At 75.3% G+C, this 24,680-nt stretch carries 26 protein-coding genes; 8 read left to right on the forward strand and 18 right to left on the reverse strand.

What is annotated here, in order from left to right; all coding sequences use genetic code 11:
• Positions 1-16 precede the first annotated feature (16 nt).
• The gene (locus tag ACH443_RS12075; RefSeq protein ID WP_430557662.1) at positions 17-1,921 is read left to right on the forward strand and encodes a DUF4012 domain-containing protein; all 1,905 of its coding nucleotides are present in this window, start codon (positions 17-19) and stop codon (positions 1,919-1,921) included.
• 124 nt (positions 1,922-2,045) lie between these two features.
• Complete coding sequence (locus tag ACH443_RS12080; protein ID WP_430557661.1) at positions 2,046-2,786, forward strand: LPXTG cell wall anchor domain-containing protein; 741 nt, start codon at positions 2,046-2,048, stop codon at positions 2,784-2,786.
• A 79-nt stretch (positions 2,787-2,865) separates the two neighbouring features.
• Here the strand turns inward: ACH443_RS12080 and ACH443_RS12085 are convergent, their stop codons facing one another.
• The 11 genes from ACH443_RS12085 to ACH443_RS12135 form a co-directional block, all read right to left on the reverse strand.
• Positions 2,866-4,542: a glycosyl hydrolase family 18 protein gene (locus ACH443_RS12085; protein ID WP_430590442.1), complete on the reverse strand. Its 1,677-nt coding sequence runs from the start codon at positions 4,540-4,542 to the stop codon at positions 2,866-2,868.
• 181 nt (positions 4,543-4,723) lie between these two features.
• Positions 4,724-6,364: a LuxR C-terminal-related transcriptional regulator gene (locus ACH443_RS12090; RefSeq protein WP_430590443.1), complete on the reverse strand. Its 1,641-nt coding sequence runs from the start codon at positions 6,362-6,364 to the stop codon at positions 4,724-4,726.
• 96 nt (positions 6,365-6,460) lie between these two features.
• Complete coding sequence (dtd, locus tag ACH443_RS12095; RefSeq protein ID WP_429766713.1) at positions 6,461-6,886, reverse strand: D-aminoacyl-tRNA deacylase; 426 nt, start codon at positions 6,884-6,886, stop codon at positions 6,461-6,463.
• Positions 6,883-7,899, reverse strand: coding sequence for an asparaginase (locus ACH443_RS12100; protein ID WP_430590444.1), 1,017 nt, complete (start codon positions 7,897-7,899; stop codon positions 6,883-6,885). Before ACH443_RS12100 ends, dtd begins: the two co-directional genes overlap by 4 nt.
• A gap of 10 nt (positions 7,900-7,909) precedes the next feature.
• Positions 7,910-8,254: a DUF2516 family protein gene (locus ACH443_RS12105; protein WP_430546128.1), complete on the reverse strand. Its 345-nt coding sequence runs from the start codon at positions 8,252-8,254 to the stop codon at positions 7,910-7,912.
• A 9-nt stretch (positions 8,255-8,263) separates the two neighbouring features.
• Entirely contained in the window at positions 8,264-8,689 is a 426-nt protein-coding gene (locus tag ACH443_RS12110; RefSeq protein WP_429766708.1) for a type II toxin-antitoxin system VapC family toxin, read from the reverse strand.
• Positions 8,690-8,735: 46 nt separating this feature from the next.
• Complete coding sequence (locus tag ACH443_RS12115; RefSeq protein ID WP_430590445.1) at positions 8,736-9,041, reverse strand: type II toxin-antitoxin system Phd/YefM family antitoxin; 306 nt, start codon at positions 9,039-9,041, stop codon at positions 8,736-8,738.
• 174 nt (positions 9,042-9,215) lie between these two features.
• Complete coding sequence (locus ACH443_RS12120; RefSeq protein WP_429766704.1) at positions 9,216-10,049, reverse strand: ABC transporter permease; 834 nt, start codon at positions 10,047-10,049, stop codon at positions 9,216-9,218.
• Complete coding sequence (locus ACH443_RS12125; protein ID WP_430590446.1) at positions 10,046-11,101, reverse strand: ABC transporter ATP-binding protein; 1,056 nt, start codon at positions 11,099-11,101, stop codon at positions 10,046-10,048. Before ACH443_RS12125 ends, ACH443_RS12120 begins: the two co-directional genes overlap by 4 nt.
• 126 nt (positions 11,102-11,227) lie before the next feature.
• Positions 11,228-12,157, reverse strand: coding sequence for a permease prefix domain 1-containing protein (locus ACH443_RS12130; protein ID WP_429766700.1), 930 nt, complete (start codon positions 12,155-12,157; stop codon positions 11,228-11,230).
• On the reverse strand, positions 12,154-12,552 hold the full coding sequence (locus ACH443_RS12135; protein WP_429766826.1) for a PadR family transcriptional regulator: 399 nt from the start codon (positions 12,550-12,552) through the stop codon (positions 12,154-12,156). Before ACH443_RS12135 ends, ACH443_RS12130 begins: the two co-directional genes overlap by 4 nt.
• Before the next feature lie 132 nt (positions 12,553-12,684).
• Between ACH443_RS12135 and ACH443_RS12140 the strand changes: the two genes are divergently transcribed.
• On the forward strand, positions 12,685-14,703 hold the full coding sequence (locus ACH443_RS12140; RefSeq protein WP_430590447.1) for a DHA2 family efflux MFS transporter permease subunit: 2,019 nt from the start codon (positions 12,685-12,687) through the stop codon (positions 14,701-14,703).
• A 37-nt stretch (positions 14,704-14,740) separates the two neighbouring features.
• Here ACH443_RS12140 and ACH443_RS12145 read toward each other — a convergent pair whose 3' ends face one another.
• The 3 genes from ACH443_RS12145 to ACH443_RS12155 are packed head-to-tail and all read right to left on the reverse strand — an operon-like array spanning position 14,741 to position 17,709.
• Entirely contained in the window at positions 14,741-15,970 is a 1,230-nt protein-coding gene (locus ACH443_RS12145; RefSeq protein ID WP_430590448.1) for an aromatic acid exporter family protein, read from the reverse strand.
• A gap of 10 nt (positions 15,971-15,980) precedes the next feature.
• The gene (locus ACH443_RS12150; protein ID WP_430590449.1) at positions 15,981-17,132 is read right to left on the reverse strand and encodes a YgfZ/GcvT domain-containing protein; all 1,152 of its coding nucleotides are present in this window, start codon (positions 17,130-17,132) and stop codon (positions 15,981-15,983) included.
• A 10-nt stretch (positions 17,133-17,142) separates the two neighbouring features.
• Positions 17,143-17,709: an FABP family protein gene (locus tag ACH443_RS12155; RefSeq protein WP_429766694.1), complete on the reverse strand. Its 567-nt coding sequence runs from the start codon at positions 17,707-17,709 to the stop codon at positions 17,143-17,145.
• A gap of 169 nt (positions 17,710-17,878) precedes the next feature.
• On the opposite strand from ACH443_RS12155, the gene ACH443_RS12160 reads away from it, so the two are divergent.
• Together ACH443_RS12160 and ACH443_RS12165 are read left to right on the forward strand one after the other, a co-directional pair.
• Entirely contained in the window at positions 17,879-18,265 is a 387-nt protein-coding gene (locus tag ACH443_RS12160) for a DsrE family protein (protein ID WP_429766693.1), read from the forward strand.
• Between the two features lie 187 nt (positions 18,266-18,452).
• Positions 18,453-19,127: a YceI family protein gene (locus ACH443_RS12165; protein WP_429766692.1), complete on the forward strand. Its 675-nt coding sequence runs from the start codon at positions 18,453-18,455 to the stop codon at positions 19,125-19,127.
• A 39-nt stretch (positions 19,128-19,166) separates the two neighbouring features.
• Here the strand turns inward: ACH443_RS12165 and ACH443_RS12170 are convergent, their stop codons facing one another.
• A complete protein-coding gene (locus tag ACH443_RS12170) occupies positions 19,167-19,913 on the reverse strand; it encodes a hypothetical protein (protein WP_430590450.1) in 747 nt (248 codons plus the stop codon).
• 276 nt (positions 19,914-20,189) lie between these two features.
• On the opposite strand from ACH443_RS12170, the gene ACH443_RS12175 reads away from it, so the two are divergent.
• Together ACH443_RS12175 and ACH443_RS12180 are read left to right on the forward strand one after the other, a co-directional pair.
• Positions 20,190-20,912, forward strand: a complete 723-nt coding sequence (locus ACH443_RS12175) for a winged-helix domain-containing protein (protein WP_430590451.1) — start codon at positions 20,190-20,192, stop codon at positions 20,910-20,912.
• A 120-nt stretch (positions 20,913-21,032) separates the two neighbouring features.
• Positions 21,033-21,965, forward strand: coding sequence for an alpha/beta fold hydrolase (locus ACH443_RS12180; protein ID WP_430590580.1), 933 nt, complete (start codon positions 21,033-21,035; stop codon positions 21,963-21,965).
• A 32-nt stretch (positions 21,966-21,997) separates the two neighbouring features.
• On the opposite strand, the gene nth is transcribed toward ACH443_RS12180, so the two are convergent.
• A complete protein-coding gene (nth, locus tag ACH443_RS12185; RefSeq protein WP_430590452.1) occupies positions 21,998-22,747 on the reverse strand; it encodes an endonuclease III in 750 nt (249 codons plus the stop codon).
• A 186-nt stretch (positions 22,748-22,933) separates the two neighbouring features.
• On the opposite strand from nth, the gene ACH443_RS12190 reads away from it, so the two are divergent.
• A complete protein-coding gene (locus ACH443_RS12190; RefSeq protein ID WP_416345052.1) occupies positions 22,934-23,611 on the forward strand; it encodes a Crp/Fnr family transcriptional regulator in 678 nt (225 codons plus the stop codon).
• Positions 23,612-24,041: 430 nt separating this feature from the next.
• On the opposite strand, the gene ACH443_RS12195 is transcribed toward ACH443_RS12190, so the two are convergent.
• Both ACH443_RS12195 and ACH443_RS12200 read right to left on the reverse strand, forming a co-directional pair.
• The gene (locus tag ACH443_RS12195) at positions 24,042-24,503 is read right to left on the reverse strand and encodes a RidA family protein (protein WP_429766688.1); all 462 of its coding nucleotides are present in this window, start codon (positions 24,501-24,503) and stop codon (positions 24,042-24,044) included.
• Entirely contained in the window at positions 24,503-24,667 is a 165-nt protein-coding gene (locus tag ACH443_RS12200) for a DUF4177 domain-containing protein (RefSeq protein ID WP_139820690.1), read from the reverse strand. The genes ACH443_RS12195 and ACH443_RS12200 overlap by 1 nt, the downstream gene beginning before the upstream one ends.
• Between the last annotated feature and the right edge of the window lie 13 nt (positions 24,668-24,680).

Genomic DNA, 24,680 nt, shown 5'->3' on the forward strand with positions numbered 1-24,680 from the left:
GACCTACGGTGCGGGGATGACCGTCGACACGGGCGCGGCGCCCGCCAGCACGGAGCCCGCGGCGCCGGCGCCGCGCCGACGGCGCGCCGTGCGCTGGGTGCTGCTCGGCGCCGTCGTCGCCCTGCTCGTCGTCGCCGTGTGCGCGGTGCTGCTGGTCCGCGACGCGCTCGCCGCGCGCGGCGCCCTCACCCGGGCCGCCGCGCAGGTGCCCGCGGTGGCGGAGGAGCTGCGCGCCGGCGCCCGGTCCGAGGCGGACGGCGCCTCCCCCGCGACGCTCGCCTCCTCACCGGCCCTGGCGGAGCTGCGCGCGCAGACCACGATCGCGCGCGAGGCGACCGACGGCCCGCTGTGGTGGCTCGCCGCACGCCTCCCCGTGGTCGGCCCGTCGGCGGGGGCGGCCGTCGACGTCGCCGTCGTGCTCGACGACGTGACCGACGACGTGCTGCCCGCCCTGGCCGACCTGGCCGACGCCGTGGCCGCCACGGGCCGCACCGCGGACGGCGGGCTCGACCTCGCCCCCCTGCGGTCGGCCGCCCCGGGGATGGTCACGGCGCGGGCCTCGATCGACGCGTCGAGCGCCCGGCTCGACGCCGTCGACCCGGCGGCCCTGCTGCCGCAGCTCGTCGACCCGGTCACGTCGCTGCGCGACCGGGTCGACGAGCTCGCCGGCGCCGTCGCGACCGGCGACCGCGCGGCCGCGCTCGCCCCGGCGATGCTCGGCGCGGACGGTCCGCGCACCTATCTCGTCCTGGGCATGAACAGCGCGGAGCTGCGGCCGGGCGGCGGGATCCCGGGGGCGCTCATCCTGGTGCGGGTCGACGACGGGCGCGTCGAGGTGGTGCGGCAGGTGGGCTCCTCCGAGGTCGGCCCGTTCCGCTCCCCCGTGCTCCCCCTGTCCGCGGACGACGAGGACGCCTACACGGGCCGGCTCGGCACGTTCGTGCAGGACGTGACCGCCACCCCGGACTTCCCGACGTCGGCCACGCTGGCCGCCGAGATGTGGGCGCGGGCGCAGGGCGAACAGGTCGACGGCGTCCTCGCCACCGACCCCGTCGCGCTCTCCCACCTCCTCACGGAGACCGGCCCCGTGCGGGTGCCCGTGTCCCGCCCGGTGGCGGAGGCCCTGGGCCGCGACTCCGTGGAGCTGACGGCCGAGAACGCCGTCGACGTGCTGCTGCGGCGCGTCTACGACGTGCTGGACCCCGAGACGGCCGACCGGTTCTTCGCCGACGCCGCTGCCGCGGTCCTCGCCCGCGCGACGTCCGAGGACGTCTCCCCGGGCGCGCTGCTCACCGGCCTGCAGCGCGCCGCCGGGGAGCACCGGGTACGCGTCTGGTCGGCGGACCCCGCCGAGGAGGCCCGGCTCGAGGGCACGCTGATCGCCGGCTCGTACGCCGCCGACCCGCGCGCCGCGGACGCCGTCGGTGTGTTCCTCGGCGACCACGTGGCCGGGAAGATGTCCGCCTACCTCGAGTCGTCGCTGCACGTCGTCGACGGCACGTGCACGGCGGGCGGGCGGGTGGACACGCTCGAGCTGACCCTCGCGTCGACGGCCCCCGCCGACGCGGCCACGTCGCTGCCCTGGTACGTCGCCGGGCTGCCCGGGCGAGCGCGTCCGCCGGGCACCCTCAGCCTCGCCGTGACGGTCGCGGGGCCGCGCGACGCCGAGGCCCCGCGCGTCGAGCGCGACGGGACCGCCGTCGGCGGCGAGGCCCGCACCACGCACGGACGTCCCACCCAGACGGTCACGGTCGTCCTCGCCCCGGGCGAGAGCACCACGCTGCGGCTGGTCGTGCCGGCGGCCCCCGGCACCGCGACGGGCGACGCGGGCGGCACGCCGGACGGCCGGCTGGAGGTCTGGTCGACCCCGACGACGACGACCGGCGGGCTGCTCGACGTCGAGGCCCCGACCTGCGGGTGAAGATGCCCCGCTGCCTGCGGTTTCACCCGGGTGAGACGGGGTCCGCGGAACGCCCGCGCGGCTAGCGTGAGGGCCCCGGGCAGCCGCCGGGCAGCACGGAGAGCACCGCCCCCGAGGAGTCGAGATGGCCCACGCACGCACCGCCGCCGGCGCCGCCGTCGGCCTGGTCCTGAGCGGCGCTATCGCGGTCGCCGCCGCCGCGCCGGCGCTCGCCGACACGGTGCCCAGCCCGAACAGCAGCCCCAGCAGCACGGACTACCCGCCGCCCGAGGTCCCGACGCTCACCGCACAGATCTTCCAGCCCGAGTGCGACGGCGACGTGCCCTACCTCCGCTACGCCGTCACCGCCACGGGCACCGAGAACACCACCGTGACCATCACGTGGCTCAACCCGGGCGGCGACGACGTCGTGCAGGCCGACCTCCCGATGAGCGGCCGGGTCCTGTGGCCGGGCGCCGTCGTGGACGCGTCGGGCGCGCCGCTCGACTGGCCCGGCTGGCGCCTCGAGAACGGCGTCTGGGTGGAGGGCGACGAGTTCGACTGGGTGCGCCCGTCCGTGGACGTGAAGCTCGAGGTGAACCCCGAGCTCACCATGACCGCCGCCTACCCGCCGTCGTCGCCGAACTGCGCGACCAACCCGCCCGGCACCGTGCCGCCCGACGAGCCCGGCGAGCCGACCCCCGGCACGACCGTCCCCGCCGCGGTGCCCGCGGACGGCGCCCCGCCCGCGGCCGCCCCGCCCGCGTCGGGCTTCCTGCCGCAGACGGGCGCCGGCGTCGCCGGGCTGGTCGCCGCGGCCGCCGCGCTCGTGGCCGCGGGCGGCGTCGCCGTCGGCGTCGCGCGCCGGCGTCGTACCGACCACTGACGCTCCCCACCCGTCGGTCGGGCCTGTCGAGACCCGGGTCTCGACAGGCTCGACCGGCGGTGCGCGTCCGGGTGGCGGATCAGCAGGCGCCCCGGTCCGCCCAGACCCCCCACTCACCGGTGGTGCCGGGCTCCTCGCCCTGCGTCCACCACTTGGCCCGCCACTCGTGGCCCTCGTGCGCGACCGTGGCGCCGCCGGTGTACACGGCGCCCGCGTCCCACGCGGTGGCCGCGCAGTCGCCCGGCTCGGTGGGCGGGTCCGTCGGGTCGGTCGGCGGGTCCGTCGGGTCCGGGCCCGGGTCGCCCGGGTCGACGGGCCCGGGCGTGCCGGTGAACAGCCCCGCCTCGACGGCGTCGAGCAGCTCGCCCGGCTCGTCGCCGGACAGGTCCCACCACATCGCGCCGCCCAGGCCCTGGGCCCTGATGTAGTCCGACTTCTGCGCCACGGTCCGCGGCGTGTCGAGGCTCCACCACGTGGTGCCGTCGTAGCGCCAGGCGGCGCCCACGGCCTCGTCGTAGTAGCCGGTGCCACGGTTCTTCAACAGGTCGTAGTCCTCGATGCCGGCCTCCCACGTGGCGGGCGCCCCGCCCGTCGCCGGCCCCCACGGCTCGGCCCGGGTCGCGCCCGTCCAGCCGCGACCGTACATCGCCATGCCGAGCCCGAGCTGCGCCGGGTCGACACCGTTCCCGACGTACTCCTGGACGGCCTTGTCCGCGCTGAACCGACGGCCGTCGGAGCGCGGGTCGGCCGGGTCGTCGTACAGATTGATCTGGTGGCCGGTGAGGTCGGGCTGCCAGGCGCCGTGCAGGTCGTAGCCCTGGATGTTGCCGAAGTCGAGCGACTCGAAGACGGCCGGGTCGTTCCACCCGCCGGCCTCGATGTCCTCCGGGTTGGCGGGCAGGAACGCCGACAGCAGGTAGTCCTCGCCCGTCGTCGCGCCGTACGCGTCGAGCTGCTTGCGGAACTCGGCGAGCAGGAGCTTGAAGTTCTGCCGGTCGTTGACCTCGTCGACGTGGTTGCCCTCGTTGCCGTTCTGCGACCCCGGCCACTCCCAGTCGATGTCGAAGCCGTCGAAGACGCCGGCGGCGGCGCCCGGACCCCCGCGCCCGTCGATCACGGGGAGGTTCCCCTTGAGGTACTGGTCGACGCACGAGCTGACGAACTTCTCCCGCGACGCCTGGGTGGCGGCCGCCCGGGAGAAGTTCTTCGACCACGTCCAGCCGCCCAGCGACAGCATCACCTTGAGGTGCGGGAACTTCGCCTTGAGCTGCTTGACCTGGTTGAACGACCCGGCGAGCGGCTGGTCCCAGGTGTCGGCGACGCCGCCGACGCTGGTCGCCGCCGTGTAGGTCATGCCGTAGTCGGCCCACGCGTCGCCCGCGCCGTCCGACCCGTTCGGTCCGGTGCCCTGCGCCTTGTTGGCCTCGAAGCAGGTGAGCGTCTGGTGGTGGATGTTGCCGAAGGAGTAGTTGATGTGGGTGAGCTGCTCGGCCGCCCCGGAGTCCACCAGGTCCTTGACCTGGAAGCCCCGGCCGTACACGCCCCACTGCGTGAAGTAGCCGACGTTCCGGTAGCCGTTGATCGCGCTGTCGCCGGGGTTCGCCGGCTCGGCGGAGGCGCTCTGCGCGGCGGCGACGGCGCCGACCGCACCGGCGGCGGCGACGGCGAGCGCCGCGACGCCGGCCAGGACGCCGCGGAGACGACGTCGTCGACGCGGGTGTCCGGGGTGGCGCGGTCCCTCTGCGTGCTTGTCCATCGGGGTTCCTCCCTGTCCTGCGCGGATGGGCCCGCGCCCGCAGGCGCGGGTGGATCAGATGGTGCACGCAAAAGTTAAGACAGCTTCCTATCCCGGCGACATCGGGGACTCCCACACTCACCGGCGCCGGCCGTACGCGACAACGCGTACGCCCGCGGCTGCGGGCCAGGTCGGGCGCGGGTCACGACGCGGGCCGCAGCGCGACCACCGTGAGCTCGGCGCGCGAGCTCACGCCGACCTTGCGGAACACGCGCCCCAGGTGCACCTCGACGGTGCGCACGGACACGCACAGCCGGTCGGCCACCTGCTTGTTCGCCAGGCCGTCCGCGACGAGGCGCGCGACGTCGAGCTCCCGCGCCGTGAGCACGTCCGCCCAGCGCGCCCACACGTCCGCGAGCCCGTCCGGACCGCCCCGGCACGTCCGCACGGCGCTCACCACGAGCGACGGCACGGCGGCCGGGCGCGGGTACCCGAGGTCGCGGCAGGCGGTGACCGCGGCGGGGACCGGGTCCGGGCCGACGGCGCGCAGCCCGGCGGCGAGGGTGTCGGAGCCCCCGGTGCGACGTGCCACCTCCGCCGCGAGCCCGCCGACGACGTGCGTCACCGGCAGCCGCGCCGCGGCGTCGTCGAGCACCCGGGCCGCCTGCTCGGCGTCGCCGCCGCGCAGGAGCACCAGCGCCTGCACCACCCGCAGGTGCGCCTCCGCCAACGGGGAGAGCCCGTCGGCTCCCGCCCAGGCGACGGTCTCGCGGTACGGCACCGCGGTCACGACGGCCCGCGCCAGGACCTCGTCGGCCTCGCGGGGGTAGCGGTCGAGGCGGGCCAGCGCCTCGACCACGGCGGCCAGGACGGCGCGGTCCGCCGAGGACACCGTGGCGCGGGCCACCGGCACGACGAGGCGCGCGAGCCGGACGCCCGGCGGGTCGTCGTCCGCGTCGAGCGGGGCGGCCGCGCCGCCGCCCGGGCGCGGGGCGGCGGTACCCGCGGCGCGGGCGACCGTCCGGGCGTCGACCAGCGCGAGCACCGCGTCGCGGGCACGCTCGGCAGCCTCCTGGACCGTCGCCACGCCGGTGCTCGCGACCCGCTCGAGCCACCCGGCGGCGTCACGCACGTGCCCGGCGAGCAGCGCCGCGCGCCCCGCGACGAGGAACGCCCGCGCCCGCACGTCTCCGGTGCCGTGGCTGGCCGCCTCGCGCGCGATCGCGTGCGCCACGACGGCGCACCCCTGCCCCAGCCGCTGCCGGGCGAGGCGCACCAGGCCGTCGGCCAGGGCCGGGTCGCCGGCGAGGGTGGCGAGCGCGGCGTGCCACCGCGCCGCGCCGGGCTCGCCCACCCGCTCCAGCTCGGTCGCCAGGGCGGCGTGCACGGCCGTGCGCTCGGTGAGGTCGGCGTCCTCGTGCACGACGGCGCGCAGCCTCGGGTCCGCGACCCGGAACCGGCCGTCGGCGAGCTGGAGGTGCCCGGCCAGCGGCGGTGCGAGCAGCCGTTCGACGGGGGCGCCGGTCGCGCCGAGCAGGACGTCGACGCGGTCCAGGACGAGCACCCCCGCGGTCAGCAGCAGGCGCCGGTCCGCCGCGTCGAGCGCGCCGGCGGTCCCGTCGAGGGCGGCCGCCCGCACCGCGGCTGTCACGGGGAGCGGGTCGGGCAGCGCGGCGACGCCGGCGAGCTGGTGGGGCGTGAGCAGACCGAGCGTCTGGGCGAGGGCCTCGGGGTCGGCGCCGACGAGCTCCGAGACCCGTCGCACGACCTGCGGCGCGACCGGGCGTGCACGCGCGCCGGACGAGGACTGCCAGGGCGCCGCAGTGTCGCGGATCGAGGTCATCGTCGGCCTCCCGTCTCGTGCCGGGCCTCGGTGCTCGGCGGCACCACTCTGCCGCATCGCCCCGAGATGTGCGCGAAGACGCAGGTCAGCGATTTGTCAGGTCTCCACCAATATCGTCACGGGGCCGTCGTTCACCAGGGCGACGTCCATGTCCGCGCCGAACCTCCCGGTGGCCACCTCGAGGCCCCGCGACCGCAGGTCGGCCACGACCGCGTCCACCAGCGGCTCCGCCACCGGGCCGGGCGCGGCCGCGTTCCAGGTGGGCCTGCGACCTTTGCGCGCGTCCCCGTACAGGGTGAACTGGCTGACCACCAGCACCGGGGCGCCCGCGTCCGTGACCGAGCGCTCGTCGCGCAGGATCCGCAGCTCCGCGATCTTGCGGGCGACGGTCGCCACCTCGGCGGCGCCGTCGTCGTGCGTCACGCCGACGAGCGCGAGCAGGCCGGGGCGGTCGATCGCGCCCACCACCTCGCCGTCGACCGTGACGGACGCGCTCGACACGCGCTGCAGCACGGCCCTCATGCGACGTCCGCCGCGAAGGCCGGGCGCACCGCGCCGACCGGGGCCCCGCCGCCCAGCACGGGCGTGACGCCGACGGCGTCGAGCGCTGCGGCGTCCGCCCCCGCGACGCCGGCCGCCCCTGCCGCGCGCATCGCCGCGGCGAGGATGGCCGGGCGCGGCCGGTCGCCGCCGTCGAGGATCTTGAACGCCACCGCCGACCCGTCGGGCAGGCCCGCCGCGCACACGCCGTCCGCGCCGATCTTGGCGATCGCGCCGGGCACGGCGGTCATGACGAGGGTGTCCTCGCGCCCGCGGCCGGCCACCATCTCCGGGTGCCGCGCCATCGCGCGCGCGATCCGCCCGCCGTCGGCGGAGGCGCCGTCGGCGGCCGCCGACGCGAGCCGGCCGAACGAGCGGGCCAGCCCGAGCACGGTCGTGGAGAACAGCGGCGCGCCGCAGCCGTCCACGGTGACGTGCGGGTCCGCGCCCCCCGTCAGCCCGACGACGGCGTCGCGCACCGCGTGCTGCAGCGGGTGGTCGACGTCGAGGTAGGTCGCGGCGTCCCAGCCGGCCGCGACGCAGGTCGCGAGCATCGCGGCGTGCTTGCCCGAGCAGTTCTGCGCGATCCGCTCCGGGCCGTGCCCTGCCTCCTGCCAGGCGAGCGCCTCGGCGCGGCCCAGCGGCAGGTCGGGCGTGTTGCGCAGCGCGGACTCGTCGAGCCCGGCGCCGGCGAGGATCTCGCGGACGCCGGCCAGGTGCTCCGGGGCACCGCTGTGGCTGGCGGCCGCGAGCGCCAGGAGGCGGTCCGGCAGGTCGAGGCCGGTGCGCAACATGCCCACGGCCTGCAGCGGCTTGACCGACGAGCGCGGCCAGATCGTCGTCGTCGGGTCGCCCAGGGCGAGCCGGACCGCGCCGTCCGGGCCCAGCACCACCAGGTGCCCCAGGTGCACCGACTCCACGAGGTCCCCCCGCACGACCTCGGCCAGCGGGGCCGCGCCCCGCGCCACGGGCGCGCTCGAGCCAGGCGTCGTCACCTCGACCACGTCACCAGCCGCCCGTCGGGCCCTGGGGACGACGCCCCCCGCCCGTGCCGTAGGGCAGGATCCGCGGGCGCACGTCGACCCAGTAGATGATCGCGGGCGTCACGGCGATGACGTTGAAGAACGACCCGGCCGTCATGAGCATCGGCGGCAGCCCGAACAGCCCGATGAGGGCCGCGATGCCGAGGATGATCAGCCAGATGTTCTTCTTCAGCTTCCCCTCGGACACGTAGGCGTTGGCCGGCCGGCGGGCGGCGTCGAGGAACGCGACGAGCTGCACGACGAACACCACGACGGCGAGCACGACGAGCACGATGTACTGGAAGGATCCGAAGGCGGCGGAGATCACCCGCCGAGCCTACGGGAGGACGCGGAGGCGCCGGGAGCGGGCGGCGCCCGCGACGTGCTCGTCCCACGCGGCGACGACGGTGTCGTCGTGCGCGACGGCGAGGGCGCTCGCCACGTGCAGGGCGTCGGCACCACGCAGCGGCACGGGGCACGACGCGACGAGCTCGGCCGCGCGCTTCGAGACCTCGGCCGTCACCTCGAGAGTGTGCAGCCCGACGCTCAGCTCGTCCCAGATCGCCGTCCCGCGCCGTCGCGCGAGCGGGTCGAGGACGCCGGCCCGCTCGCCGGCGGCGAGCGCCGCCCGCACCTCGGCGTCGGCGATGCGCGACGAGACGACTATGTCGGCGCGGTTCCACAGCGCGCTCGCCAGCGCCGAGCCGGGCTCGGGCACGCACAGCTTCACCAGCGCGCTGGCGTCGAAGTAGACGAGTGCCATCCTGCTCCGTTCTCCGTGACGGCGGTCGGGCGGGTCGAGAACGGCGTCAGCGCCGGATGCGCCGCACGAGGTCGGACATGCGCGACGCCGGCCGGGCCGCGGGGCGCGGGGCCGGCCGCGCGACCGCCCGGGCGGCCTCGCCGTCGTCGGGCACCGCGTGCACCGGCCGCTCCGTCGCGGCGGGCGTGAGCAGGCCGTCGCGCACCAGCCCGGCGACGAGGTCGGCGGTCTGCACCCCCGACAGGCGTGCGACCGGCACCCCCCGCTCGGTGATGACGACCTCCTCGCCCGCCCGCGCCTTCTCGATCCACGACTTGAGCTCGGCGCGCAGCGCGCTGACGGAGACCTCCATGACCGACGACCGTACCGTCCCCGTCGAGCCCCGAACAGACACCACCGCCGAGGGAATACCGAACCTGACGAGGTAGGACGCACCCTGCCGAGGTAGGACGAGACCTGCCGAGGTAGTACGAGACCACGTGTCCGGTACCACCTCGGCAGTCCTGCTGCTCCCGCTCCCTCGGCGTCAGACGGCGCGCCGGTAGGCGCGGAACGCCGACGACGCGAGCGCGCCCATGACCGCGACGGCGCCGGCGAGCAGGCCCAGGTGCAGCCACACGGTGCCGGGGTCGGCGAAGCCCTGGAGCGCGTCGCGGGCCACGACCACCGCCCAGTCGAACGGGTTGTACCTCGCGGCGGTGGCGATCCAGTCCGGCGCGAGGGCCGGGTCCATCACCGCCGACGAGAGGAACATCAGCGGGATCGTCAGCAGCTGCGAGACGCCGATGAGCGCCTCCTGCTGGCGCGTGAGCAGGGCGACGGCGCCGGACAGCGCCGCGAACAGGCAGCTCAGCAGCGCGACGGCGACCAGCATGACGAGCACGCCGGCCCAGCCGCCCGGGAACCGCGCCCCGCCGAGCCACGCGACACCCACGACGACCAGCGCCTGCGCGCAGCCGAGCAGCGCGTACCAGGCCATCGACGCGGACAGCAGCGCGCCGCGGCTGGTCGGCGAGGCGAGGAAGCGGTCCATGACGCCGCGGTCCATGTCCTGCACGAACGTGGTGCCCGCCCAGGCCGCGCCGCCCATCGCCGTCATCATGACGACGCCCGGCGTGAGGTACTCGAGGTAGCTGACGTCCGCTCCCCCGGCGAACCCGGGGATCTCGATGACGGACCGGAAGAGCTGCCCGAACAGCAGCAGCCAGATCATCGGCTGCAGCAGGTTCATCACCATGAAGACGGGGATGCGCACGCCCTGTCGGGCCTGCCGCCCCGTGAGGAGCGCGGCCTGGGTCAGCGCGCTCGTGCGACGGGCCGGACGGCGCGTCGTGGTCGGGTCGATCGTCGCGGTGCTCATGCCGCCACCTCCGTGGCCTCGGCGCCGGCGCTGCCGGCGGTCTCGCTCGCGGCCCGGTGGGCCGCCTCCAGGCTGCGGCCGGTGTGCCGCAGGTAGACGTCGTCGAGCGTGGGCCGGGACAGCCCCGCCGCCCGCACGCCCAGGCCCGCGGTGTCGAGGGCCGCGAGCAGCGCCGGGAGCGCGGTGGCCCCCGCGTCGGCGCGCGCCCGCAGCGTGCGACCTTCCGCCACGACGTCGACGACGCCCGGCACGCCCGCGGCGACGGGTGCGGCGGCCGCCGCCGCGGCGACGTCGTCGAGCTCGACGGTGACGCCGTCGCCGCGCAGCCCGTCCTTCAGCGCGTCGGGGGTGCCCGCGGTGACGACGCGGCCCGCGTCCACGATGACCACCTGGTCGGCGAGGCGGTCGGCCTCGTCCAGGTAGTGGGTGGTGAGCAGGATCGTCATGCCGTCGCCGGCCGCCATGCGCTCGATCTCGGCCCACATCGCGGCGCGCGCCTCGGGGTCGAGGCCCGTGGTGGGCTCGTCGAGGAACAGCACCTGCGGCCGGTGCACCAGGCCGACGGCGACGTCCAGCTTGCGCGCCATCCCGCCGGACCAGGTCTTCACCAGGCGGTCGGCGGCGTGCGCGACGCCGAACCGCTCGAGCAGCTCGCCGGCCCGCGACCGGGCGTCGCGGGCGCCGAGGCCCTGCAGCCGGCCGGCCAGGACGAGGTTCTCGCGGCCCGTGCCCATCGGGTCGGTGACGGGGCGCTGCGCGACGTAGCCGATGGCGCGCCGGACGGCGGCCGGGTCGCGCACGACGTCGTGGCCCGCGACGCGCGCGGTCCCGCCGTCCGGGGCGGAGAGCGTCGCGAGGATCTTCACGGTGGTGGACTTGCCGGCGCCGTTCGGGCCGAGCAGCCCCAGCACGCTGCCGGAGGCGGCGGCGAGGTCGAGGCCGTCGAGGGCGCGCACCGTGCGCGAGCCTCGACGAGCGGTGCGGCCGGAGCCGTAGGTCTTGGTCAGGCCGGCGACCTCGATCGCCGGCGCCGACAGGGTCGGGGTGGACATGCTTCCTCCAGGGGTCGGAGGGTCCGGCGCACGCCCTAGGGTGGGAGTGCGTCTCGTGGTGCGGTCGTGCACCGGACCCGAGCCACCGGTCCCGGGCGATGGCAGTCGCCCGGGACCGTTCTGCTGCTACTTCTTCTGCTGCTCCTCCGTCGACCGGAAGAGCATCCGGGCGAGGACGAGCATCATCACCGCGAGGGCGACGACGAAGGTCAGCCAGGACCAGGCCCAGCCGACGGTGACGCCGAGGACGACGAACACGACGAACGCCACCAGCCAGATGACGACCGTGTAGACGCCGAACCGCGCGGCGGCGGCCGGGTCGTGGTCGAACCGGTCGTAGTGGTGACCGGAGGCCTGGGCCCGCGCGACGTCCCGCACCCACGCCTTCTTCCGGTTGGTCTGCGTGACGCCGAGCATCGTGAACACGACGCCGCCCACCACGAGGAGTCCTGCCGAGACGACGTACCCCCACGCCTCGAACGTGCCGAGCAGGGTGAACCCGGCGAGGAGCAGGCCGAAGACGGCGAGGCCCGTGGCGAGGTAGTAGCCGCCCGCGCGCCGCGACGGCACGGGATGGTTCGTCGTCGTCTCCTGCGAGAGCGACGACCCGACCACGAACCCGGCGGCGCTGGACGCCGTGAGCAGGAGCGCGGCGACGACGACGCCCGGCAGGGCGAGGACGTCGAGGGCTGCCAGCAGGCAGAGGGCGACCAGGGCCACGAGCACCAGCGACGCGAGGACGACGCCCAGGACGAAGCGCGGCTTCGGCCGGACACGGTGCTGCCGGGCGGCCACGAAGGCCTCCTGCAGCGCCGTGCGGGGCGCGCCGCCGGTCTCGGCGACGACGTCCGCCTGCGCGTCGGCGACGAGCGCGCCGACGTCGCCCAGCTCGTCGAACGCCCGGCGGGCGGCGTCGTCGGGCGACGCACCGCCGGCCTGCAGCTCGGCGGCCCGGGCCTCGAGGTTCGCCCGGATCTCCTCCTTGAGGTCCTGGACCTCGGGGGACGGCTCGACGCCCGCGAACGCGTCGTCGAGGAGGCGGTGGACGGTGGTCATCGGGAGGTGTCCTTGTCTGTGCTGGTGCCCGTGCTGGTGCCGGTGCTGAGGAGGGAGTCGATGACGTCGCGGGTGGCGACCCACGCGGCGACGTTGCTCCGGAACACGGCCCGCCCGGCGTCCGTGATCCGGTAGTACTTGCGGCGCCCGCCCTGGGACTCGTCACCCCAGTAGGCCTCGACCAGGCCGTCCTTGGTGAGACGGCGGTACGTCGCGTAGAGCGTGGCCTCCTTGATCTCGTGCGCACCGCCCGTGGCGTCGCGGATCGTCTTGTAGATCTCGAAGCCGTAGCGGTCCCCGCGACGGAGCGTCGCGAGCACGATCGTGTCGGTGTGACCACGCAGCAGGTCGGCGGAGAACGCGTCGTCCGCCGTCGAAGGTTCAGCTCGCTGCATCACGCCAAGTACTGTATCTCATCAACTACTCGACGACAACGAGTGGTTCCGCATGCCGACCCGCACCGTCCGTGGCAACGTGCGACCCGGACGAGTTTCGACAGGCTCAACCACCGGGCCGGGAGGCATCCCATGACCGCTCCGAGCGCACCACCCGCCGAACCGGAGGCCCTGCCGCAGCGCAGGGTGCTGGCCATCTTCGGCGGGCTCATGCTCGCGATGCTGCTCGCCGCGCTCGACCAGACGATCGTCGCGACGGCGCTGCCCACCATCGTGTCCGACCTCGGCGGCGCGGAGCACCTCTCCTGGGTCGTGACGGCCTACATGCTCGCGAGCACGGCCACCACGGTGCTGTGGGGCAAGCTCGGCGACCTCTACGGGCGCAAGGCGCTGTTCATCGCCTGCATCCTCATCTTCCTCGTCGGGTCGATCCTGTCCGGCACGTCCCAGACGATGGGCCAGCTCATCGCGTGGCGCGCCGTGCAGGGCGTGGGCGGCGGCGGGCTCATGGTGCTGTCGCAGGCGATCATCGGCGACGTCGTCCCGCCGCGCGAGCGCGGCAGGTACCAGGGCTTCTTCGGCGCCGTCTTCGGCGTCTCGTCGGTCGCCGGCCCGCTGCTGGGCGGCTTCTTCGTGGACAACCTCGACTGGCGCTGGGTCTTCTACATCAACATCCCCATCGGCGTGGTCGCGCTGCTCGTCGTCGCCTCCGTGCTCCCTCGCATCGAGGCCGGCCGCAAGCCCAAGGTCGACTACGCCGGCATCGTCCTGCTCGCCATGGTCTCGACGGCGATCGTGCTGGTCACGAGCCTGGGCGGCAGCACCTGGGCGTGGGACTCCGTCGCCGTGTGGGCGATGATCGCGGCCGCCGTCCTCGGGATCGTCGCGTTCGTCGTCGTCGAACGGCGAGCCCCCGAGCCGGTGCTGCCGCTGCACCTGTTCCGCAGCAGGGTGTTCACCGTGGCCGCGGTCGTCGGATTCGTCGTCGGGTTCGCGATGTTCGGCGCGATCACCTACCTGCCGCTGTACCTGCAGACCGTCAAGGGCTCCACACCCACGGAGTCCGGGCTCGAGATGACGCCGATGATGCTCGGCATGCTGCTCACGTCCATCGGGTCCGGGCAGCTCATCTCCCGCACCGGGCGGTACAAGATCTACCCGATCCTCGGGACCGCGATCACCTCCGTCGGCCTCTACCTGCTCTCGCTCATGGGCCCGGACACGAGCACGCTCCAGGCCGGCCTGAGCATGTTCGTGCTCGGCGCCGGGCTGGGCATGGTCACGCAGGTCCTGGTGATCGCGGTGCAGAACGCCGTCGACTACAAGGACCTCGGCACGGCCACGTCGGGCGCCACCTACTTCCGGACCATCGGGTCGTCCGTGGGCGTCGCGGTGTTCGGCACCGTCTTCGCGAACCGGCTCGGCACCGAGCTCACCACCGCCGTCCCGGCGACCGCCCAGGGCCCCTGCTCACCGGCCGCCCTGTCCGCCTCGTCGCAGACGCTCGCGCAGTGCCCGCCCGAGGTGCAGAGCTGGTTCGTCGACGCCTACGCAGGCGCGCTGCACGTCGTCTTCCTCTGGGCCGTACCGGTGGCGGCGCTCGCCTTCCTCCTCACCTGGCTGCTGCCCGAGGTCGAGCTGCGCAGCGCCACCCGCGGGGACGGGCCCGGCAGCGCGGGCCAGGCCGCCGGTGGGTCGTTCGGACTGGGGTCCGCCCGCACGTCGCTCGACGAGCTGCGGCTGATCCTGTGGCGCCGGGTGGGCAAGCTCGACCCGCTCAAGGTGTACGAGACGATCTCGCGCGACGACGACCTCACCGCCGAGGAGGCGTGGATGGTCACGCGTGTCTCCCTCAAGCGGAAGCGCTCCGTTCAGCTCATGGCCGAGCGCACCGAGGTCTCGCCCGCGACGGTGCGGCGGGTCGCGGAGGCGCTGGAGGCGCGCGGCCTCGTCGAGGTCGACGGCGACGCGGTCCTCGCCACCCCCGACGGCGACGTCGCGGCCGAGTCGATCCGCGAGGCGGAGCGGCAGCGGCTGCGGCGGTACGTCGCCGAGTGGCCCGGCGGCGACGAGCCGGAGGTCGACGAGCTCGTGGAACAGCTCACCCACCAGCTCCTCGCCGACGACACGGACACCGTCGAGCACCGCTGAGACCAGCTACCTCGGCAGGTTCGGTACTACCTCGCCGTCACATCTCCGGGAGGGCGTCCCGCGCCTCCTCGGGCGGCAGGCCCGCCGCCTCCAGCAGGTCGACGACGGGCGAGCGCAGCAGCAGCACCAGCGACTGCACCTGCCAGTGCCCCTCGCCCACGGTGCGCGGGTCGACGTCGCGCGCGACGTCGAGGAGCGCGTCGCGCGCCTGCCCCAGGCCCGTGCCCGAGCCGAGGGCGGCGGCGAGCAGCCGCACGCCGTGCGCGAGGCGCACGACGAGGTCGGCCACCGGGTCGGCGGTCGGGTCGACCTCCGGCGGGGGCGGCAGCCCGCCCGACAGGGGCGCCGCCGTCACGCGGTGGCTGCCCTCCTCCCCCAGCTTCCCCAACGAGCGGAGCGTCGCCGGGGCACGCCGGGCGAGCACGCGGACGCTGCGCATGGCCCGGTCGACCAGCACCGCCTGGCCGGTGAGCCGCGTGATCTCCGCCCTGAGCACGCGGTTGACGCTCACCCGGGCGATCTCGTCCGACTTCGTCGCGACGTCGTGCCACTCCTCGAGCGACTTCTCGGCGGCCCGGCCGCGCACCAGCGCCGCGGCGAGCTCGTCGGCGTCGCCGTCGCGCAGGCCCAGCGCGACGGACTCCAGCGTGAGCGCCAGCTCCCGGGTCGCGCTCTGCGCCAGGTCACGGATGCGCCGCCGCGGGTCGCCGGGCGTGAGGAGCGCGACGAGCAGCGCGACGCCGCCCCCGACCAGGGCGTCCGTCCACCGGCCGAAGGCGCCGTTGGTCGCGACCGACGCCGGCAGGCCCACGACGACGCCCGCCTGGACGCCCGCCTGGATCGTCACCAGCGGGCCGCGGTCGACGAACCGGGCGAGGAGGGCCGAGACCGCCATCACCAGCGCGATCTGCCACCAGCCCGACCCGATGAGGTGGACCATGAGGTCCCCAAGACCGACGCCGAGGGCCACGCCCGCGGCCACCTCGGCCACCTTCCGCAGCTCGCGGTCGAAGCTGAAGCCGAGGCAGACCCACGCGGCGACGGCGGCGAAGAAGGGCTGGGTGTGCCCGAGCACGACGACCGCGATCCCGTACGCGACGCCCGCGGCCAGCGCCGCCTGGACGATCGGCCAGAACGCGACCCGGACCCGCGAGATGCCCTGCCGCAGCCGGATGCGCCGGGGCAGGGACCGCAGCGCGGCGCGCGCGGCGGCGCCCGCGCGGCGGGACATGTCGCCCGTGGGACGGGCCGCCGGCTCGTCGCTCACGGGCGCCTGCTCACAGCAGGCTCTGCGGGGCGTCGGGCCCGCGCGGGGTGAGGCCGCGGGTCAGCGGCCCGTGCGCCTCGGGGCGGTCGGCCGAGACGCCGTCGCCCGGCACCACGACCTCCTGCGCGGCCGCGACCTGCAGCTCCTGCCCGCCGACGTCGCCCACCACGGTGAGCTCGGCGTCCTCGGGGGCGGACCGCTTGATCACGGCGAGCGCGACCGGTCCGAGCTCGTGGTGCCGCGCCACGGTGGTCACGGTGCCGACCGCACGCCCGTCGGGCCCGCCGACGAACACCTGGGCACCCGCCTCGGGGACCACGTGCTGGGAGCCGTCGAGGTGGAGCAGCACCAGCCGCCGCGGCGGGCGGCCGAGGTTGTGCACGCGCGCGATCGTCTCCTGCCCGCGGTAGCAGCCCTTGTGCAGGTGGACGGCGGTGCGCAGCCAGTCGAGCTCGTGCGGCACGCTCCGGTGGTCGACCTCGTGGGCCAGCCGCGGGCGCCACGCCTCGACGCGCAGCGCCTCGGTGGCCCAGGTGCCGGCCAGGCGCCATCCGGCGGCCTCGCGCTCGGCGACGGCGGCCTCCAGGTCGGCGCGCGGCACGAGGACGAGGCGCCACGGACGGTCCAGGCCCGGGTGCTCCGTCTCGGGCGGGCCGTACCGGGTGCCGCCCTGAGCGACGCGCGGCCAGGTGTCCCACCAGGTCACGGGCTCGCCCTCGACGCCCTCGGCGTCGACGGGCTCCCCCAGCGCCGCGTACTCGGCGGAGAGGTCGTCGATCTCGACCCGCATCATGAACTTCATGCGCTCGAGCCAGGCGGCGAGCGGCGCGGCGTGGTCGCCCTCGGTGACCAGCCAGGTGGCCTCGCCGTCGTCGACGACGCCGGCGGCGTGCTCGACGTGGCCCTGCGGCGACAGCACGAACAGCTCGGTGGAGGTGCGCGGCGGCAGCGCCTGCACGTCCTGCGACGTGATCGAGTGCAGCCACGACAGGCGGTCGGGCCCGGCGACGCGCACGACGCCAAGGTGCGACTGGTCGACCACGGCGCCGCCGCGGGCGAGCGCGCGCTGCTCGGCCACCGGGTCCCCGTAGTGCCAGGCGACGCCCTCGTCGGCACCCGTGGCGGCCACGGCGCCCTGTCGGGCCAGGAGCGGCGAGTCCATCGGGGTCCCCTCAGTCGTTCTCGACGCGGTCGAGCTGGGCGGAGGCGTACGAGCCGAGCGGGTGCCCGAACGCGGCGAGCTCCTCGACCCACATCAGGCGCCCCTCGACCAGGCCGTACAGGCGCTTCGCCGCGGTGACCTCCGCGGCCGTCGAGGTGCGGGCCACGAAGTCCGTGGCCAGGTCGATGCGGCCGTTGCCCGCGACGCCGAGGAACAGGGAGAGCCGGCCGGACGCGTCGGTGACGAGCACCTCCAGCGCGTGCCGGTCGTCCTCCAGCCCCTCCGGCCGGTCGCTCGACACGCGCCAGTAGCCGGTCTCCGTCGACCAGACCGTGTCGGGCTCGTCGTCGCCCGGCGCGTCACCGCCCTCGCCGTCGGCCGCCGCGGCGGAGCGCACGCGCAGCGTGGACTCGAACCGCAGGTAGGGGCCGCCGTCGTGGTCGAAGACGAGGTCGTGCACGAACGGCGTCTCGTCGATGCCGGTGTACTCGATCACACCCTCGCCCCGCCAGCGGCCCACGAGCCACGCGAGCGGGTAGACCTCGGGCGCGAGTCCTTCGGGGAAGGCGAAGGGCATCAGCGCTGGCCCTGGAACAGCTTGTAGACGACGTAGCCGGCGAACCAGATGATCGTGACCGAGACGACGACCAGCAGACCGGTGAACACTGCCTCGAGAGCGTGGATCGACATGCCGCGATCCTACCCAGCCGTCACCCGGTCGGTCAGCGTGAGTAAGGTCGCCGCCCATGAGCACCCCCACCGCTGCGACGCCCGCGCGCTCGCTCGTGATCAAGACCACGTCGGGGACGGACCGGCCGGAGGCCGCCAACCAGGCGCTCACCGTGGCGGCCGCGGCCGTCGCCGCCGGCGCGGAGGTGAGCCTGTGGCTCACCGGCGAGGCGGCGTGGTTCGCCGTCCCGGGCCGCGTGGCGGAGCTCGAGCTCGAGCACGCGGCACCCGCCGCCGACCTGCTCGACGCCGTCCTCGCCGCCGGCTCGGTCACCCTCTGCACGCAGTGCGCAGCCCGCCGTGACCTCGGGCCCGACGACGTCCTGCCGGGCGTCCGCATCGCCGGGGCGGCGGTCTTCGCCGAGGAGGTGCTCCGACCGGGGGCCCAGGCGCTCGTCTACTGACGCCCGCACCGACGTGTGAGGCGCACCACCCGGCCGGCGGACCCACTCCCGCCGGGCACCCCCCGTACCGTAGATTGAACGTTGAAGCATCGAGTGACGTCCCGCCGTCGAGCCGGCCGGCGGGCGCACGTGCCCCACGGGCCCGCCCCCCGGCGCCGGCCGACGTCGCGACCACGGAGAACCATCCATGACCTCGTCCACCAGGACCTGGAACGACCTCGTCATCCCCGCCGCCGGCGACTACGTGCTCGACAAGGAGCACCGGCGGCTCGGCTTCCTCGCGATGCACATGATGGTGAGCCCGGTGCGCGGCGAGTTCTCGTCGGGGAGCGCGACCATCCGCGTGGCCGAGGACCCGCTGCAGTCGTCGGTCGCAGCCAGCCTGGACGCCGCGTCGATCAGCACCCACCTGCCGGACCGGGACGCGCACCTGCTGAGCCCCGACTTCCTCGACGTGGAGAACTACCCCACGATCGACTTCCGCAGCACGGGCCTCGAGTGGCGCACCGAGGTCGACCCGATCTTCTCCTGGGCCCGGCTCAAGGGCCGCACCCCGGGTCGCGCCGACACCGCCCCCAGCACGCTGAAGACGTCCGCGAAGTTCGTGCTGCACGGCGACCTGACGATCCGCGGCATCACGCACCCGATCGCGCTCGACGCCGAGTTCGGCGGGGCTGGGCGCGACCCGTACGGCCGCGACATCTTCGGCTTCAGCGCGGCGGCCGACTTCGAGCGCGAGCGGTACGGGCTGGTGTGGAACGTGCCGCTCGAGGCCGGCGGCGTGCTCGTGAGCAAGAAGGTGCGCATCGAGCTGGCCGGCGAGGCCATCAACATGGCGGGCGTGGTCGAGCGCCCGGCGTGACGCCGGGCCGGGCCCGCCACCGCGGGGTGGCGCGCCGGCTCAGGCGACGACGAGTCGCCCCACGACGAACACCAGGATGCCGCTCACGGCGACCGGCGCCGTGACCGCGGCCAGCATCGCCCGGCGGCCGGTCAGCGCGGGCTGACGCTCGAAGAGCAGTCGCAGCACCGCGACCACCAGGCCGGTCACGGCTCCCGCGACCAGGCCGCTCACCGGGTCGATCGACGGCAGGAGCGTCGCCACCCCGCCCGCCGCGACGGCGCCCAGCACCACACCCACGAGCGAGCCCGCCCAGCCGCGCGCGACCGGCGTCGCCGACACCCCCGCGGCGACCGCGAGGCCGAGCGCGCTCACGACCACGAGCGACGCGCCCGCCTCGGAGCGCCCCGCGGCCACCCAGCCGGAGCAGCACACCGCGACGACCGCGCCCGTCACCGTGCCGCTCACGGACTCCACGAGCCGGGCCCGCCCGCCGCGGCGCAGCATCTCCGCGACGAACGCCAGCACCAGAGCCATCGCGAGCACCAGCGGCACGTTCCGCAGCACCGGCTCGCCCTGGGTGGCCCACGCCACGGCGACGGCGCCGAGCCCCGCGACCCCCACGACGACCGTCGTCCCGCCCTGGGCGGGCAGCCGCAGCAGCGGGCCCCAGCCCGTCGCGAGGAGCAGCACGAGGACCCCGGCCACCGCCGTCAGGGGCAGGATCCCGTAGTCGTCGAGGGCGGCGGCCGCCGCGACGACAGCGGAGAGGACGGCCGTCCAGACGGCGCGGGTGGTGACGGTCACGACGACGAGTGTCGCAGACGGCGGGCGGCGCCCCGCCCGCTCGCGACACCGGCCGCGCCCCGCCGCCGACACGTCGCGGCACCCTCTCGGCCGCGCCCGTCACAGTCCGGTCGTCGATCGGAAACGCGCCCGCAACACGGTTCGGGGCACACTGCGGGAACCGGTCACCCGACCGGGACGGGTGCGGTGTGATCGACGCCGCACCGCGGTACGTTGGCGGACGCACCTGTCGGACGCTGTCGAACGGACCGTCCGACGACCCGGGAGGAGGTGCCGGTGGCCGAGCTGCTGATCCTCACGCCCGCGTCCGGCGGGTCGGTCGAGGTGCTGCCCGCCCTCGGACTGCTGAGCCACCGGATCCGGGTGCTGCCCATGGAGCCGTCCGCACTGGTGGACGCCCCGGACTCCGACGTGGTCCTGCTCGACGCGCGTCGTGACCTCGTCGCCGCCCGCACCACGTGCCGGCTCCTGCACGCCACGGGCCTCACCGTGCCGCTCGTGCTCGTGCTCACCGAGGGCGGGCTGACCGTCGTCACGCACGAGTGGGGCGCCGACGACCTGCTGCTCGAGACCGCGTCCCCCGCCGAGGTGGAGGCGCGCCTGCGCCTCGTCATCGAGCGGTCCGAGCGCGGCCCCGTCGACGACGGCCCGCAGGAGATCGCCGCCGGCGACCTCGCGATCGACGCCGGCGGCTACACCGCCCGGCTGCGCGGGCGTCCCATCGACCTCACCTACAAGGAGTTCGAGCTCCTCAAGTACCTGGTGCAGCACCCCGGGCGCGTCTTCACGCGGGCCCAGCTGCTGCAGGAGGTGTGGGGCTACGACTACTACGGCGGCACCCGGACCGTGGACGTGCACGTGCGGCGCCTGCGCGCGAAGCTCGGCCCCGAGCACGAGCAGCTCATCGGCACCGTCCGCAACGTCGGCTACCGGTTCGACCCGCCCAAGGAGCCGCGTCCGTCCGAGGGCGGAGACGTGCCGGTCGAGTCCGCCGGCTGAGCCCGCCCGCCTGCCTGACCTGAGCCCGTCGCAGGGTCGGGCAGGCGGACGAACCTGTGACATCGCGCGCCCGTACGGGCCCCGGCGCGCCGCAGCGGGTAGGTTCGACCGGTGACCGCGATGTCGGACTCCAGCGACTTCTCCAGCGCCCTGGTCGACGGACCCTGGCGGCACGAGCTCGTGCCCGCGAACGGCGCCCGCTTCCACGTCGCGCTCGCCGGGCCCGACCGGACGAACGGCGGCCGCAGCCCGCTCGTCGTGCTGCTGCACGGGTTCCCGCAGTTCTGGTGGGCGTGGCGGCACCAGATGGAGCAGCTCGCCGACGCCGGGTACCGGGTGGCGGCGATGGACCTGCGCGGCGTGGGCGCCTCCGACAAGCCGCCGTCCGGCTACGACGTCCCCACCGGCACCCAGGACGTCGCGGGCGTGGTGCGCTCCCTCGGCCACGACCGGGCGGTCGTCGTCGGGCACGGCACCGGCGGCGTCACCGCGTGGTCGATGGCGCGGCTGCAGCCGGCCGTGACCGCGGCCGTGGGCGCCGTCTCCGCGCCGCACCCGGCCCGCCTGCACGTCTCGGGCCGCCGGCTGCTCACCCCGCTGGCACGCCGCCAGCTCGCCGCCTACCAGCTGCCCACCCTGCCCGAACGCCGGCTCACCGACGGCGACCAGGTGGCGCGCGTGCTGCGCGACGGCGCCGCGCGCCCCCTCGGCACCGACGCCTACGAGCTGTACCGCACGGTGATGCGGATCCCGTTCGCGGCGCACACCGTGATGGAGTCGCTGCGCTGGATGGTCCGCTCGACGCCGCGCCCCGACGGCCGCCGCTACCTCGCCGCGCTGCGCGAGCCCGTCGACGTCCCGGTGCTGCAGGTGCACGGCGAGCTGGACGGCTTCCTCGACCCCCGCCACGCCCCCGTCGACGGGGCGGCGCTCGCCCGCGACTTCCGCTACGAGACCGTCGACGGCGCCGGGCACTTCCTGCCCGAGGAGGCCCCCGACGAGGTCGGCAAGCTCCTCGTCGACTGGCTCGACCACGCGCTCGCCGCCCGCTGAGACCGGGTCACGGCTCGGTCAGTGGTCGGGGCTCAGCCCCGCGGCCCCGGCTTGACGAGCTTCGCCGCGGCGACCGGGTCGGTCTCCCCGATCCCGAACGACGGGCACCAGCGCGCCACCGGGCACGCCCCGCACGCCGGCCGCCGCGCGTGGCACCGCCGGCGCCCGTGCCAGACGAGGTGATGGCTCAGCATCGTCCAGTCCTTCTTCGGGAACAGCGCCCCGACCTCGTGCTCGACCTTGACCGGGTCCTCCTGGTCGGTCCAGCCGAAGCGGCGCGCCAGCCGGCCGAAGTGCGTGTCCACCGTGATCCCGGGGACGCCGAACGCGTTGCCCAGCACCACGTTCGCCGTCTTGCGCCCCACGCCCGGCAGCGTCACCAGGTCGTCCAGGCGGGCCGGGACCTCGCCGTCGAACCGCTCCACGAGCGCCTGCCCCAGCCCGATGATCGAGCGCGTCTTGGCCCGGAAGAAGCCGAGCGGCTTGAACAGCTCCTCCATCTCCGCCGGGTCCGCGCCCGCGTACGCGGCGGCGTCCGGGTAGCGGGCGAAGATCGCCGGCGTGGTCGCGTTGACCCGCACGTCCGTGGTCTGCGCCGACAGCACCGTCGCCACCAGCAGCTCCAGCGGCGTCGTGAAGTCCAGCTCCGCCCGCGCGTCCGGGTACGTCACCGCCAGCTCGCGGTCGATGCGGCGCGCGCGTCGCACCAGCGCGACCCGCGACTCGCCCGTAGGCGTCGCGTCGGACGGGAGGGCGGTCGAGGAGGTGGGCTTCGTCGGCACACTGCGAGCGTAGCCACGCCCGCCCACACGGGCTCCGGCAACGCTTCCCCGGCGCCTCCCGGCGCTTCGTCGTGCCGCGATTTGGTGCGGTGAGGCAGACTGAGAACCGGAACACACCCTCTTGACAACCCCCGGACGACCGCACCCGACCCGGGACGGCCGCCCACGAACCACGTGAGGAATCCTGTGGACGACACCGTCGTGCTCTCCGCCCCTCTCTTCGCGGACATGGAATCCGAGGAGACGAAGGCGCTCTTCGAGTCCATGGTCCCGGTCGAGCTGACCCGCGGGGACGTCCTCTTCCGCGAGGGCGAGCCCGGCGACCGGCTCTACGTCATCGCGCAGGGCAAGATCAAGCTCGGCCGTCGGTCGAGCGACGGCCGGGAGAACCTGCTGTCGATCCTCGGCCCCGGCGAGATGTTCGGCGAGCTGTCCCTGTTCGACCCGGGCCCCCGTACCGCGACGGCCTCGTCCGTGTCCGACGCGCTCGTCTACGAGCTGCGCCACCAGGCCCTCGTGCAGTGGATCGCCGCGCACCCCAGCGTCGCCACCACCCTGCTCGGCGCCCTGGCCCGCCGCCTGCGCCGTACCAACGAGACCCTGGCCGACCTCGTCTTCTCCGACGTCCCCGGCCGCGTCGCCAAGGCGCTCCTCGACCTCTCCGCCCGCTTCGGCGAGCCCAACGACGACGGCATCCGCGTCGCCCACGACCTCACGCAGGAAGAGCTCGCCCAGCTGGTCGGCGCCTCGCGCGAGACGGTCAACAAGGCTCTGGCGGACTTCGCGACGCGCGGTTGGGTGCGTCGTGAGGGTCGCGCTGTGGTGCTGCTGGACATCGACCGTCTGGAGCGGCGGGCTCGCTAGTCCTCGCGGCCGCACCTGGTTGCGGCCGACACCTTTCTCGCTGCCGCAGGCGGGAGGGCCGCCACTCCTGCCTTGCGCGTCGCGGTTCGTTCGCGCCGCGCCGTCGTGCGGCCGCGTGAGGAGCGCGCTCGCTCGTGGTGGGAGATCTCCCGGTGCTGTGACCCGGCCGGGGACCTGTCCCCCGAAGCCACCCGCCGCCGGCGCCCTGCAAACCCAGGGACCGCAGGTCGCGCCGCGCACCGTCACCACGTCGTCGAGCGCGTCATCCGAGGAAGCGGCGCGCGAGACGGTGCAGGAGCGGGTGGGGACGAGGTCCTTCGCCAGGTCGTAGAAGTCCCGAAGTCGAGGGCCCCCCTGGGGCCCGTGAACGAGACCTGGCGAAGGACCTCGTCCCCACCCGCGTCCGCAACCAAGAGCTACGGACAGAACCTCAGGAAAGCTCGACGACCAGCTCCACCTCGACCGGAGAGTCGAGCGGAAGAACCGCCACCCCCACCGCGGAGCGGGCGTGCACGCCCGCCTCGCCGAAGATCTCGCCGAGGACGTTCGAGGCGCCGTTGACGACGCCGGGCTGGCCGGTGAACGACGGGTCGGAGGCGACGAAACCCGTCACCTTGACGATCCGCGCGCCGTCGAGGGTGCCCACGAGGGAGCGGACGGCGGCGAGCCCGTTGAGCGCGCAGGTGCGCGCCAGGTCGGTGGCCTCCTCCGGCGAGACGCCGGCGCCGACCTTGCCGGTCAGCGGCAGCGCGCCGTCGACGAAGGGCAGCTGGCCCGCCGTGTAGACGTAGTTCCCGGAGCGGACGGCGGGGACGTAGGCCGCGACGGGCGCGGCGACGTCGGGCAGGGTGATGCCGAGCTCGGCGAGCCGGGCCTCGGGCGAGACGCTCATCACTGCCCGCCGGAGGGGCGCTTGAGGTAGGCGACCAGGTTGGTGCTGTCGGGGCCGGGGACGACCTGGACGAGCTCCCACCCGTCGGCCCCCCATTGGTCGAGGATCGCCTTGGTGTTGTGGATCAGCAGGGGGATGGTCGCGTACTCCCACGTGGTAGCCATGCCGCGATCGTAA

The organism is Isoptericola sp. NPDC019571, from assembly GCF_044389385.1.
GTDB lineage: Bacteria > Actinomycetota > Actinomycetes > Actinomycetales > Cellulomonadaceae > Isoptericola > Isoptericola nanjingensis.